The 12,390-nt window shown below is 72.8% G+C and carries 12 protein-coding genes; 8 read left to right on the top strand and 4 right to left on the bottom strand.

The features are described from left to right. Positions 1 to 242 precede the first annotated feature (242 nt). The gene (locus ABT041_RS38655; protein ID WP_351193771.1) at positions 243 to 1,577 is read right to left on the bottom strand and encodes an ABC1 kinase family protein; all 1,335 of its coding nucleotides are present in this window, start codon (positions 1,575 to 1,577) and stop codon (positions 243 to 245) included. 41 nt (positions 1,578 to 1,618) lie between these two features. Continuing rightward, positions 1,619 to 2,788: a TOMM precursor leader peptide-binding protein gene (locus tag ABT041_RS38650; RefSeq protein WP_351193768.1), complete on the bottom strand. Its 1,170-nt coding sequence runs from the start codon at positions 2,786 to 2,788 to the stop codon at positions 1,619 to 1,621. 222 nt (positions 2,789 to 3,010) lie between these two features. Between ABT041_RS38650 and ABT041_RS38645 the strand changes: the two genes are divergently transcribed. The 4 genes from ABT041_RS38645 to ABT041_RS38630 all read left to right on the top strand — a co-directional run bounded on the left by ABT041_RS38645 (position 3,011) and on the right by ABT041_RS38630 (position 6,838). Then, positions 3,011 to 3,586 (top strand): M48 metallopeptidase family protein, encoded by a 576-nt coding sequence (locus ABT041_RS38645; RefSeq protein ID WP_351193765.1) that lies wholly within the window; start codon positions 3,011 to 3,013, stop codon positions 3,584 to 3,586. A gap of 132 nt (positions 3,587 to 3,718) precedes the next feature. Further along, positions 3,719 to 5,371, top strand: a complete 1,653-nt coding sequence (locus ABT041_RS38640) for a TerD family protein (protein WP_351193762.1) — start codon at positions 3,719 to 3,721, stop codon at positions 5,369 to 5,371. Between the two features lie 11 nt (positions 5,372 to 5,382). Further along, on the top strand, positions 5,383 to 6,063 hold the full coding sequence (locus tag ABT041_RS38635) for an AIM24 family protein (protein ID WP_351193759.1): 681 nt from the start codon (positions 5,383 to 5,385) through the stop codon (positions 6,061 to 6,063). A gap of 19 nt (positions 6,064 to 6,082) precedes the next feature. Next, complete coding sequence (locus ABT041_RS38630) at positions 6,083 to 6,838, top strand: AIM24 family protein (RefSeq protein ID WP_351193756.1); 756 nt, start codon at positions 6,083 to 6,085, stop codon at positions 6,836 to 6,838. Positions 6,839 to 6,886: 48 nt separating this feature from the next. Here ABT041_RS38630 and ABT041_RS38625 read toward each other — a convergent pair whose 3' ends face one another. Then, complete coding sequence (locus ABT041_RS38625; RefSeq protein WP_351193753.1) at positions 6,887 to 7,411, bottom strand: NUDIX hydrolase; 525 nt, start codon at positions 7,409 to 7,411, stop codon at positions 6,887 to 6,889. After that, positions 7,408 to 8,829, bottom strand: a complete 1,422-nt coding sequence (locus ABT041_RS38620) for a zinc-dependent metalloprotease (protein ID WP_351193750.1) — start codon at positions 8,827 to 8,829, stop codon at positions 7,408 to 7,410. The genes ABT041_RS38625 and ABT041_RS38620 overlap by 4 nt, the downstream gene beginning before the upstream one ends. Positions 8,830 to 9,043: 214 nt before the next feature. Between ABT041_RS38620 and ABT041_RS38615 the strand changes: the two genes are divergently transcribed. The 4 genes from ABT041_RS38615 to ABT041_RS38600 all read left to right on the top strand — a co-directional run bounded on the left by ABT041_RS38615 (position 9,044) and on the right by ABT041_RS38600 (position 12,290). Further along, on the top strand, positions 9,044 to 10,153 hold the full coding sequence (locus ABT041_RS38615; protein ID WP_351193747.1) for an SDR family oxidoreductase: 1,110 nt from the start codon (positions 9,044 to 9,046) through the stop codon (positions 10,151 to 10,153). A gap of 99 nt (positions 10,154 to 10,252) precedes the next feature. Then, on the top strand, positions 10,253 to 10,714 hold the full coding sequence (locus ABT041_RS38610; RefSeq protein ID WP_351193744.1) for a molybdenum cofactor biosynthesis protein MoaE: 462 nt from the start codon (positions 10,253 to 10,255) through the stop codon (positions 10,712 to 10,714). A gap of 287 nt (positions 10,715 to 11,001) precedes the next feature. After that, complete coding sequence (locus tag ABT041_RS38605; protein WP_351193774.1) at positions 11,002 to 11,136, top strand: hypothetical protein; 135 nt, start codon at positions 11,002 to 11,004, stop codon at positions 11,134 to 11,136. Between the two features lie 65 nt (positions 11,137 to 11,201). Beyond that, positions 11,202 to 12,290: a YlbL family protein gene (locus tag ABT041_RS38600; protein ID WP_351193741.1), complete on the top strand. Its 1,089-nt coding sequence runs from the start codon at positions 11,202 to 11,204 to the stop codon at positions 12,288 to 12,290. Positions 12,291 to 12,390 lie beyond the last annotated feature (100 nt).

Here is a 12,390-nt window from a genome sequence, read left to right as displayed (position 1 = left end):
GCATGGACCCGCACCCCGTGCGCAGTGCACTGGTGGTGCGGGTCCAGGCTCGGAACGCGGAGGCGCCGCTGAGGGCGCCGTCCGTGTGCCCACCCGTCCCGCCCTGGGGGTCCCCCCGGACGAAGTCTGGGGGAGGGACGATTGCCCACACGGCGCGTGGGCACCGCCCGCCCGGGCGCGGGCCCACACGGGCGTGGGCCGGAGCGATGCCCAGGCCGGGTGCGGGTCCCGCGCGGCGGGCCCTAGTCGAAGCCCGGCAGCCACTCCGTGAGTTCCGTGCGGAGGCGTACCGTCGCGTTCAGCTGGCACAGCACCCCGATCGTGCTCAACGTCACACGGTGTATCAGCAGATACGCCGGCGGCAGGTTCAGCTGCTTGCCCAACTGGTGTGCCGGAGAGCGCGGGTCCGCGATCCGCGCCGCCTGGGCCCGCATCCACCCGCGGGTGAAGACGAAGGCCTCCACCTCCGCCGGCTCGATGATCGGCAGCAGGTACTCCAGGACCGCCTCCGGGTCGAGCGCGACGGACTCCTTCACGAAGCCCTCCGCGCACAGCAGCTCGTAGACCGTCTCGGCCTCCCCGGCCACGGCCATCCGCAGACAGGTCCCGATCGTCTCCGGCAGCCCGCCCGGCAGCCGGTCCACGGTGCCGAAGTCGAGGACGCCAAGCCGCCAGCCCTCCGGCCCCTCGTCCTCGTCGGCGCCCGGCAGCAGCCGGAAGTTCCCCGGGTGCGGATCGGCGTGCAGAAGACCCGTCCGCGCCGGGCCCGAGAAGAGGAAGCGGGCGAGCAGTTGGCCGGCCCGGTCCCGCTGTTCCTCGGTGCCGTCCGCGATCACCTCGGCGAGCGGGACCCCGTCCATCCACTCGGTCACGAGGATCTGGTCCGACTGGTGCACCACCGCGGGCACGACCACGTCGGGATCGTCCGCGAACTCCTCCGCGTGGATCCGCTGGGCCTCCGCCTCCAGGGAGTAGTCGAGTTCCTCGGAGACCCGGTCCCGCATCTCGGCGATCAGCGGCTTGATGTCCATGCCCGGGACGAGCGGGCCGAGCAGCCGGGCGAAGCGGCTCAACTGCGTCAGGTCCGAGAGCAGTGCCTCCCCGGCGCCCGGGTACTGCACCTTCACCGCGACCTCGCGCCCGTCGTGCCACACGCCCCGGTGCACCTGACCGATCGAGGCCGCCGCCGCCGGCTTGTCCTCGAACTCCAGGAACAGCTCCCGCCATTCGGCGCCGAGCCGCTCCTCCAGAACCGCGTGCACCGTGCGCGTCGGCATCGGCGGAGCCGCGTCCTGAAGCTTCGTCAGCGCCGCCCGGTACGGCCCGGCGACCTCCTCCGGCAGGGCCGACTCGAAGACGGACATGGCCTGTCCGAACTTCATCGCCCCGCCTTTCAACTCGCCCAGAACGCGGAACAGCTGCTCGGCCGTGCGCTGCTGGAGCTCCCGGGCGACGAGCTCCGCCGATCTGCCGCCGATCCGCTTGCCAAGCCCCCAGGTGGCCCGGCCCGCGAAGCCCAGCGGCAACGCGGCCAACTTCGCGGTCCGGGTGACCGCCTTCCGGGGAAGATCAGACATACGCCCCTCCAAAACCCAGACTGCCGTGCCGCGCAGGGCCGTTACCCCGCCATTGTGTCGTGCGCGTCCCCGGCCGCCGAGGCGCGCTCCCCTTCTGCTCCGCGCGCCGCGCCGCAGGGGCAGGCCGGGTGCGGTCTCAGCCGCTCCGCCCGCCACTCCAGAAGCGGCAGTGACGCCGCCCAGCGGGTGCCCGTGCTCGCCGGGAGGTCCCCGTCCAGAAACGCCAGCGCGTGCGCGGCCGCAAGACCCGCCACCGCCGTCGCGAGCCCGAGGTCGCAGGCGGGCAGCGGATGCGGGGCACCCGAGCGCCACTGGGCGAGCAGCCGGGGCGTCACCGGGTCCCGGTCCGTCCGCTCCTCCTGGAGGCACCGCGCGCAGGCCGTGCCTCCCGGCAGCACGAGCGGCCCGACCACCCCCGTCGCCTCCAGGACGCCCGCGTAGAGATGCGGGGTTCCGGTGGAGATCCACGGCTCGGCCGGGAGTGGATCGGGGACGTACGCGCCGAGACCGTCCCGTGGCGTCACCACGACGAGTGACAGCCCCGGCTCACCGCGGCCTTCACCCGGGCCGCTCCGGTTGCTCCGCACCCGCGATCCGCCGGCCCGTCCCGGCTCCCTGGCCCAGCGGCCCACCAGGCGTCTCGCCGCCGTCGCACGGCGCTCGCCGACCGCCTCCGCCGGGAGGCCGCCCGGGGCCGTCTCCCAGGGCTCGACCCGGCCCGAGTCGAGGACCTCGACCGTGCCCACTCCGGCCGCCGCGAGCAGCGCCGCCACCGTCGCCCCGACCCGCCCCGCGCCCCGGACCTGGACGCGCAGGGCGCGGCGGGCCGTCAGGGTCCGCGCTGCCCGCTCCGGTTCGGGGTGGACCACGGAGAGGGAGGCCAGGTCCGCGCGGAGCGGGTCGAGCGCGACGTCCACCGCGCCGGCGGCCGGGCCCGCCTTCCCGGGCCGTCCGGTCGCGGCGTCCGTGAGGAGCCCGGCCGACTCGAGACGGCCCAGGAGCGCCTCCAGGCGTCCGTCCGGGAGCCCGAGGGCCCGCGCCTCGGCCCGCAGCAGCGCGGTCCCGCGGGTGCCGTCGAGGAGCCCGAGCACCGCCCCCGTCGCCCGGTCGACCGGGCCGAGCACCACCGCGTGGGCGGGGGCGACGCCGAACTGGACGCACCGCAGACTCCGCCAGGCCCGCCGCAGCGCCGGTTTCACCATCGGATGCATTACCCCGCCCCCGTCCGTCCTCGCCCGTGACCCGCATTTCATGATCGACAGCGGCTTTTCGTGCCGTCCCGGGTGAGAATGCCCCGTCGCCGGGACGGCCGCCGAAAGTTGTCCACAGGTCGGAGGATTAGTCATTCAAATGGTGCGCGGTCGGGTCGGATCGTTCCCGAAACCACTCCCGAGGCGGGACTTCCGCCGCCGTGAGCGGGTAACGTCGGGGCCGTGCCCGCCGACCCACAGCGCAGCGTGACCAGCGAACCGCCCCGCGGGGCGGGGACGAGTGCGGTCGAGGTCCGCAGAAGCCCACGGCGGAGGAAATCCGTTTCGGCCTACCGCGAGGGCGACCGGACCATCGTGCTCATCCCGGCCCGCATGTCGGAGGCCGAGGAGCGCCGCTGGGTGGGCGTCATGCTCGACAAGCTCGCCGCCCAGGAGAGCAGGAGCGTCCTCGGCGACCGTGAGCTCACCGAGCGGGCGCTGCGCCTCTCGGAGCAGTATTTCGGCGGCCGGGCCCGCCCCGGCTCGGTCCGCTGGGTGACGAACCAGAACACCCGCTGGGGCTCCTGCACCCCTTCCGAGGGCAGCATCCGCCTCTCCCACCGGCTCCAGGGCATGCCCGAGTACGTCGTCGACTACGTCCTCCTGCACGAGCTGGCCCATCTGCTCGTCCCCGGGCACGGACCGAGGTTCTGGCGGCTCCTGGAGGCGTACCCGCGCACCGAGCGGGCGCGCGGCTACCTGGAGGGCGTGGTCGCCGCCCAGCGCCTGCCCCACCTTCCGGAGGCCCGCGAGGGGTGACGGCGCCGGCACGCGCGCGCGTGCCGGTTTCCCGATTCCGTACCGAAAACGACCTGGCCTGTCTCAATGTCGTGCACAGCGGTTAGCCTGGCGCGAGCATTCGCCATTCGGGATGGGGGACGGTCGTTACGCATGGCCAGGGAATTCCAACGCGGCCACAAGGCCAAGATCAGTGATCTGACCGCGGGGACCGATCTGTACGTGGGCGTGCAGATCTCGGCACCCGGACTGACTTTCGACATCAGCTGCTTCGGACTCGACGCGGAGGAGCGGCTCTCCGACGACCGCTACTTCGTCTTCTTCAACCAGCCGAAGTCGCCCGAGGAGTCCATCCAGCTGCTCGGCGCGCAGTCCGGTGACACCGAGTCCTTCCGCGTCACCCTCGACCGCATCCCCGCGAACATCCACAAGCTGTCGTTCACCGCGACGATCGACGGCGCCGGCCAGATGTCCCAGGTCGGCCCCGGTCACCTGCGGATCGTGGCGGGCGGCGAGGAGGTCGCGCGCTACGCGTTCACGGGCGCGGAGTTCACCACCGAACGCGCTGTGATGCTGGGCGACTTCTACCTCAAGGACGTGTGGCGGTTCGCCGCCGTCGGCCAGGGCTTCGACGGAGGCCTCGAGGCGCTCCTGCGGAACTTCGGCGGCGAGGTCGCCGAGGACGAGCCCGCGGCCCCGCAGCAGCAGGCCGCGGCCCCCGGATTCGCCCCGCCGCCGCAGGCGGCCGCGCCTCCGGCGTTCGGCGCGCCCGCCGCGCCCGCCCCGGCCCCCGCGCCCGCGTTCGGCGCGCCGCAGGCCCCGCCGGCGCCGGCGCCGCCCGCGCCGCCGGTGCACACGGCGCCCACGATGGTCGCGCCCATGGCCCCGACGGCCCCCGTGCCGCCGCCCGCGCCGGCCCCCGGCCCCTACGGGCAGCCGCCGCAGCAGCCGCAGTACGGTCAGGTCCCGGGCCAGCCGCCCGGCCAGTACCCCGGGCAGATCCCGGGCCAGGCACCCGGCCAGTACCCGGGTCAGGGCCAGCCGCCGCAGGCCCCCTACGGTCAGCCCGCCCCCGCCCCGTACGGGCAGCAGCCCCCGGCGTACGGCCAGCAGCCCGGCGTCCCGCAGGGCGTCCCGGCCACCGGCGCCGGGCTCGCCGCCGCGCTCGCCCCGTACAAGGAGACCGCCACCGGCGCCCGTTGGACCCCGCAGAACCAGCAGCTCATGCGGGTCGACCTCGCCATGGGCGGAGTTCCCGTCCTCGCCCGGCAGGGCTCCATGGTCATGTACCAGGGCAAGGTCGACTTCGGCTACAAGGGCGCCGGCTTCGCCGGCCGGATCGTCGGCAACGCCACCGGCCAGGAGATGCAGCTCATGCGCTGCACCGGCCGCGGCCAGGTGTTCCTCGCCGAGAACGGCGCGCACCTGCACCCGATCGAGCTCCAGGGCGACGGCATCTGCGTCTCCGCCGAGAACGTCCTCGCGTTCGACGAGTCCCTGCAGTACGAGGTCCGCCGCATCGAGGGCCACGGCATCCCCGGCGGCGCCCTGTTCACCATGCAGTTCCAGGGCACCGGCACCGTCGTCGTGAAGACCCACGGCGTCCCCGTCGTCCTGCCCGTCACGCCGACCACCTTCGCCGACTGCAACGCCGTCGTCGCCTGGTCGTCCGCGTCCCAGGTCATCCTCTCCAGCCAGGTCAGGCTGCGCCGCAACGCCTACCCGGGCCACAGCGGGGAGACCGTGAACCTCCAGTTCCGGGGAGCCCCCGGCAACTTCATCGTCGTCCAGCCCTACGAGGTCTGAGGGAGCCCGTCATGAACCAGCAACTCGCGGGCTACGCCCCGACCCCCGTCGCGGCCCGCATGGAGAACCACGGCCGCACCATGCTCAAGGTCGCCATGGCCTCCGGCCAGGACCTGTACGCCCGGACCGGCTCGATGGTCGCCTACGAGGGCTTCATCAGCTACGAGCCCAACCCGCCGGCCGTCCGCCAGGTCGCCCAGCAGTGGGCCACCGGCGAGGGCGCACCCATCATGAAGTGCACCGGCGACGGCCTGCTCTACCTCGCCGACTACGGCGCCGACGTCGTCGTCATCAACCTCCAGAACGACTCGATCTCGGTCAACGGCACCAACGTGCTCGCCTTCGACGCCCACCTCCAGTGGGGCGTCGAGCGGGTCAAGGGGCTCGCCAAGTTCGCCGGCCAGGGCCTGTTCAACGTGGAGATCGCCGGCACCGGCTGGGTCGCGCTCACCTCGCGCGGCACGCCGATCGTCGTCGACTGCGGCCGCGGCGAGGACGAGACGTACGTCGACCCCGACGCGCTCGTCGCCTGGTCGCCCGCGCTCAAGGTCAAGGGCAAGCGCAGCTTCAAGGCGTCCTCGCTCATCGGGCGGGGCAGCGGCGAGGCCTACCAGATGGCCTTCTCGGGCCAGGGCATCGTCGTCGTACAGCCGAGCGAGGACAGCACCGACCGCCTGCGGGTCCGGGGCTGAGGGGGAGCGAGAACACACCATGCAGAGCCCGCTTTTCAACCACGCGGAACAGCAGAGCCAGGAGCGGTACGTCATCCAGAACCCGCAGCTCCTGCGGGTCAGCCTCACCGGGCAGGACGACGTCCTCGCCCGCAAGGGCGCCATGGTCGCGTACCAGGGACTCATCGACTTCGACGGCGAGTACCAGACCCCGAACCAGCGGCGGGCCCGCGCCCGCACCGGTGAGGGCCTGGACCTGATGCGCTGCTCCGGCCAGGGCACGGTCTACTTCGCCAACCTCGCCCAGCACGTCCACGTCGTGGAGGTCGAACAGGACGGCCTGACCGTCGACAGCGCCTACGTCCTGGCGCTCGACTCGACCCTCCACACCGAGGTGATCGCCGTCGACAGCCAGTACGGCGTCTCCGGCACCGGCAAGTACCAGCTCAACATCTCCGGCCGCGGCAAGGTCGCCCTGATGACCTCCGGGCAGCCGCTGATGATGCAGGTCACGCCCGAGAAGTACGTGAGCGTCGACGCGGACGCCATCGTCGCCTGGTCCACCGGGCTGCGCGTCCAGATGCAGGCGCAGACGACCAACTCCAGCGTCATGCGCCGCCGCGGCAACACCGGCGAGGGCTGGGAGCTCAGCTTCCTCGGCCAGGGCTTCGCGCTCGTCCAGCCGAGCGAGGTCATGCCCCCGCAGAACGCCGCCATCGGACAGGGCATCGCCGCCCAGTTCGGCGCCGGCCAGCACGGCGCCCACGCCCAGAACCAGAACAACGCCTGGAACTGAGCACGCGTGAGGGCCGGTCGCACGGCGACCGGCCCTCACGGCTGTCCGTCACGCCAGCCGCGCCAGCGTGCCCTTCAGCAGCTCCACCACCGACGTGTCGGCCACGGCCGCCACGTCCTCGTACGCGAACCAGCGCAGGTCCAGCGACTCCTCGCTGATCTCCGCCACCGCGTCCGCCGGGGCGAGCGCCGCGTACTGCACGTCCAGATGCCAGTGGCACGGCGCCGGGATCGGATGCCGGTCGAGCCGCACCGGACCGCCCGGCAGCAGGGTCAGACCCGCGATGCCCGACTCCTCGGCCGCCTCGCGCAGCGCCGCCTCCTCCACCGTCGCGTCGCCCTGCTCGCAGTGACCGCCCATCTGCAGCCACATGCCCAGCTTCTTGTGCAGGGTCAGCAGCACGCGCCCGCGTGACGGGTCGATCACCAGCGCGCTGGAGGTCAGGTGCCCCGCCTCGCAGGGCTTGTACATGCCGTCGGGGTGCTGCGCGAGGTGGTCCAGATACACATCGCGCAGCTCCGGCTGGTCCTCGTACCCCTTCAGGACGAGGACCGCGTCGTCGTACAGGCTCACTTCTCGGTGTCCCCGTCCTCGCGGTTCTCGCCCTTGGCCGCCTCGCCGAGCATCTTGTCCAGCTCGGAGAAGTCCAGGTGCTCGCGGTGCACGAAGCCGTCCGGGTCGTCCAGGTCGGTCGCCGTCGGCAGCATGTCCGGGTGCTCCCACAGCCCGTCCCGGCCGTCCACCCCGCGCGCGTCCGTGAGCGAGGCCCACAGGCGCGCCGCGTCCCGCAGTCGCCGCGGACGCAGCTCCAGACCGATCAGCGTCGCGAAGGTCTGCTCGGCCGGACCGCCCGAGGCCCGGCGCCGGCGCAGCGTCTCGCGCAGCGCGTCCGCCGAGGTCAGCCGCGACTTGGCGGCCTCGTGGACCACCGCGTCCACCCAGCCCTCGACCAGCGCGAGCGCCGTCTCCAGACGGGCCAGGGCCGCCTTCTGCTCCGGGGTGTCCTGCGGCTGGAACATGCCCTGCTGGAGTGCCTCCTGCAGCTGCTCCGGATGCGTCGGGTCGAGCTGACCCACCGCCTCCTCCAGCTTCGAGGTGTCGACCTTGATTCCGCGCGCGTAGCCCTCGACCGCCCCGAAGAGGTGCGCCCGCAGCCACGGCACGTGCGCGAAGAGACGCTGGTGCGCGGCCTCGCGCAGGGCCAGGTAGAGCCGCACCTCGTCCGAGGGCACGCCCAGGTCCTTGCCGAAGGCCTCGATGTTCAGCGGCAGCAGCGCGGCACGTCCGGCCGGGCCCAGCGGCAGACCGACGTCCGTCGAGCCCACGACCTCACCGGCGAGCGCGCCCACGGCCTGCCCGATCTGCTGGCCGAACATGGCGCCGCCCATCGAGCGCATCATGCCGATGAGCGGGCCGGCCATGGCCTGCATCTCCTCCGGCAGGACGTCGCCCATCGCCGAGCCGACCCGCTCGGCGACCGGGTCCACGAGCTGCTGCCACGCCGGCAGCGTCGCCTCGACCCACTCCGCGCGGCTCCACGCCACGGCCGTGCCCGCGCCGGAGGGCAGCGAGGTGACCTGGTCGAGCCACAGGTCCGCCAGGCGCACGGCCTCCTCGACCGCGGACTTCTCGGCCGGGCCCACGCTCGCGTCCTTGACGCCGTCGGGGGTGCCCTGGGCCACCACCTGGCGGGCGATCTGCTTGGCCATGTCCCAGTTCACGGGACCGCCCTCGTAGCTGAGCATCTGCCCGAGCTGCTGGAAGGCCGCGCCCAGATCGTTGGGGTTCAGGGAGCCGAACATCGCGGCGAACGGATTGTCCGCGCCACCGGGACCGCCCATGCCGGGCAGCCCGCCGAAGCCGAACGGGTTCGCACCGAACGGGTTGCCACCGGACCCCTGGCCACCTCCGGCGGGGTCCTTCTTCTTGCCCTCGTCGCCGTTCTCCGGCTCCTCCGGCGGAAGGCCGAATCCGAATGGGGTGTCACTCACAGGTTTCCTCGGCTCGTAGGGCCGCCGGCCTCCTGCCGACGGCGACTGCCCGACCAGGGCCTGTCCAGACAGGCCCCGCACACCACCAGCGTAGACATCCGGGCCGGAAATGGGCTCGGTGCTCCGCCGGGCCGTGCCCTGCGGCAGGATGGACGCCACCTGGTCCGTACGCGTCATGCGCGTGCGTACTGAAGACAACCGCTGGAGACGCCCGGTGAGTTCCCCAGATCCACAGGTTCGCGGAGCGCGAAACCCCTCAACCCGGTCCGCCGTGCGCGGCCCCGTCGTCGCGGTCACCGGTGCCGCCTCCGGCGTCGGTGACCTGCTGACCAGGCGCCTCGCCGCCTCCGAGGAGATCAAGCGGGTCGTCGCCATCGACGAGCGCCGGGGCGAGGTCGCCGAGGCACAGTGGCACATCCTGGACGTGCGCGACCCGGCGATCGCCGAGAAGCTGCGCGGCGCGGACGTCGTCGTGCACCTCGCCGTCGACCTCGACCTGGAGACCGACCCCGCCGCCCGTACGGCCTACAACGTGCGCGGCACTCAGACCGTCCTGACCGCCGCCGCGGCGGCCGGGGTCCACCGGGTGGTGCTCTGCACCTCCGCGATGGTCTACGGCGCCCTGCCCGACAACGACATCCCGCTCTCCGAGGACGCCGAGCTCAGGGCGACGGCGGAGGCCACCGGCGTCGGCGACATGCTGGAGATCGAGCGCCTCGGCCGCCGCGCGCCGCGGGCCCACCCCGGCCTCCACGTCACCGTCGTCCGCCCCGCCGTCCTCGTGGGCGGTACGGACACGGCGCTGACCCGCTACTTCGAGTCGCCCCGGCTGCTCGTCGTCGCCGGATCCCGTCCCACCTGGCAGTTCTGCCACGTCGAGGACCTGGTGAGCGCCCTGGAGTACGCGGCCCTGGAGAAGGTCGACGGGGAGTTCGCGGTCGGCTGCGAGGGCTGGCTGGAGCAGGAGGAGGTCGAGGAGCTCTCCGGGATCCGGCGCATGGAGCTGCCCTCGGCGGTCGCCCTCGGCACGGCGGCCCGCCTCCACCGGATCGGGCTCACCCCGTCCCCGGCGGGCGACCTCGCCTACACGATGCACCCGTGGGTGGTGAGCGTCGGACGGCTGCACGACGCCGGCTGGCGCCCGAAGTGGACGAACGAGGAGGTCCTCGCCGCGCTCCTGGAGGAGGTCGAGGGCCGTCACACGGTCGCCGGCCGCCGCCTGGGCCGCAAGGACGCCACGGCGGCCGGTGCGGCCGGTGCGACGGTGGCGCTGCTCGGCACGGCGGCCCTGGTGCGGCAGATGCGGAAGCGCCGCGGCCTGTAGGACCCGGGGCGGGCTTTGTAGGACCCTCCTACGGAGGGTCCCGTCCGCAGGGCGAAAGGTCCCTTACGGGATGTCGGAGCCGTACGGCACCATGGGCTCATGGCGCAGACGTACGACCACCCCGGCGAGCAGGCAGCGGACGACCCGATCAAGCTGCTCGCGATCCGTGACACCCCGCTCTCGGTCGACGAGGTCTTCCGGGCCGTCGGAGACGACGCCTCCGGCGGCACCACGCTCTTCGTCGGCACCGTCCGCAACCACGACGGCGGCGCGGACGTCGACGCCCTGGGCTACTCCTGCCATCCGACCGCCGAGGCGGAGCTGCGCCGCGTCGCCGAGAAGGTCGTCGCGAACTATCCGGTGCGCGCCCTGGCCGCCGTGCACCGCGTCGGCGACCTCACCGTCGGCGACATCGCGGTCGTCGTCGCCGTCTCCTGCCCCCACCGCGGCGAGGCCTTCGAGGCCTGCCGCAAGCTCATCGACGACCTCAAGCACGAGGTCCCGATCTGGAAGCACCAGACGTTCTCCGACGGCACCGAGGAGTGGGTCGGCTCCTGTTGACCCTTCGCTCCTGGCTGGGGGTCCCCCCGGACGACGTCCGGGGGAGGGCCGGGGCCTGCTGGGGGCGGCAAGGCGGCGCGCCGACAGGGTGTAGCCGAACGCCCGATTTGCGTAACCGCCCCCCACGCGCGAGCGTTGATCCCACAGATGACACAGTCTGCTGATCAACTCACTGGGGATGGGAGGTCGGGATGGCAGCGCTGGCCTGGTTGCTGATTCCGCTTTTCGCAGTCGTCGGCGCGGCGATATGGGGAAGCTGGGCTTCGAGGAACAAGACCATAGGTGACGTGGCGGAACTCGCCGGGTACGCGCGCTTCCGGGACGCCATGGAGCGGTCCCACGTCACCACCGCCGATTCCGTTCGTCCCGAGCGAGAACCGGCCGCGACGGCCTCCGCCGTCACCACCTCCACGTCCGGCTGACGCGGGCCGCCTCGTACGGACCGCCCCAGGGGTGCACCCACAGACGAGTCCCGTACTGTCGTTCCATGCCACGCCGCACCGCGACGATGCTCGCCTCCACCCTGGTCCTGATCTGTCTGCTCATCGCGGGCGTCCTGATCCCGGTGCCGTACGCGGAGATGAGCCCGGGTCCCACGGTCAACACCCTCGGCGAGGCCAGGGGAGAACCGGTCCTCCAGATCTCGGGTCGCAAGACCTACCCGACCGACGGTCACCTCAACATGACGACGGTCCGCGTCACCAGCGCGGACTACAAGATGAACGCCGTCGAGGCCGTCTACGGATGGCTCGCCCACGACAACGTGGTGGTGCCGCACGACACGCTCTACCCGGACGGCAAGACCGAGGAGGAGTCGAGCCAGGAGAACGCCGAGGAGTTCAGCCAGTCCCAGGAGAGCGCCAAGGTGGCGGCCCTCGGGGAGCTGAACATCCCGGTGGTCGCCCGGGTCGTCGTCGCCACCGTCGTCAAGGGCGCCCCGGCCGAGGGCAAGCTGCACGCCGGGGACGTCATCAAGGCCGTCGACGGCGTGCCGGTCAAGGAGCAGAGCGACGTCGCCAAGCAGGTGACGAAGCGCAAGCCCGGCCAGGACGTCGAGTTCACGATCGTCCCGGCCAAGGAGGCGGCCGCCGCCGAGAAGGCCCACAGGGAGCCCACCGTCACCCGGAAGGTGGTCATCAGGACCACGACCTCCGAGGAGGGCGACCGGGCCGTCGTCGGCATCCAGGCCGGCACCGACCACGTCTTCCCGTTCACGATCGACATCAACCTGGCCGACGTCGGCGGCCCCAGCGCCGGTCTGATGTTCGCCCTCGGCATCGTCGACAAGCTCACCCCGGAGAGCCTCACCGACGGCCGCTTCATCGCCGGCACCGGCACCATCGACGACAAGGGCCAGGTCGGCCCGATCGGCGGCATCGAGATGAAGCTGGTCGGCGCGCGCAACGCCGGCGCCGAGTACTTCCTCACCCCGGCCGACAACTGTGAGGCGGCCGCCGCCGACACGCCCGACGGCCTCACCCTGATCAAGGTCGACACCATCGACGACGCCACGAAGTCGCTGGAGAAGCTCCGCAAGGGCGACACGAAGGCGCTGCCGCGCTGCTCGAAGAGCTAGAGGCGACGCGAGCCGGAGACGACGCAGAGGGGCGGGGGGGGGGGGGGGGGGCGGGCCCCCCGCCGGCCCCCGCGGGGGGCGGGCCGGGACGGAGCGGCCC

Origin of the sequence: Streptomyces sp. NPDC002825, from assembly GCF_040295385.1 — a bacterium.
Lineage (GTDB): Bacteria > Actinomycetota > Actinomycetes > Streptomycetales > Streptomycetaceae > Streptomyces.
The sequence above is the reverse complement of the archived record's forward strand: the minus strand, read 5'-3'. Positions and strand labels throughout refer to the sequence as shown.

Coding starts and splice junctions, on each gene's coding strand:
- ABT041_RS38600 (WP_351193741.1), top strand. CDS start 11,202: ATGCCACGCCGCACCGCGACGATGCTCGCCTCCACCCTGGTCCTGATC.
- ABT041_RS38640 (WP_351193762.1), top strand. CDS start 3,719: ATGGCCAGGGAATTCCAACGCGGCCACAAGGCCAAGATCAGTGATCTG.
- ABT041_RS38650 (WP_351193768.1), bottom strand. CDS start 2,788: ATGCATCCGATGGTGAAACCGGCGCTGCGGCGGGCCTGGCGGAGTCTG.
- ABT041_RS38635 (WP_351193759.1), top strand. CDS start 5,383: ATGAACCAGCAACTCGCGGGCTACGCCCCGACCCCCGTCGCGGCCCGC.
- ABT041_RS38630 (WP_351193756.1), top strand. CDS start 6,083: ATGCAGAGCCCGCTTTTCAACCACGCGGAACAGCAGAGCCAGGAGCGG.
- ABT041_RS38655 (WP_351193771.1), bottom strand. CDS start 1,577: ATGTCTGATCTTCCCCGGAAGGCGGTCACCCGGACCGCGAAGTTGGCC.
- ABT041_RS38610 (WP_351193744.1), top strand. CDS start 10,253: ATGGCGCAGACGTACGACCACCCCGGCGAGCAGGCAGCGGACGACCCG.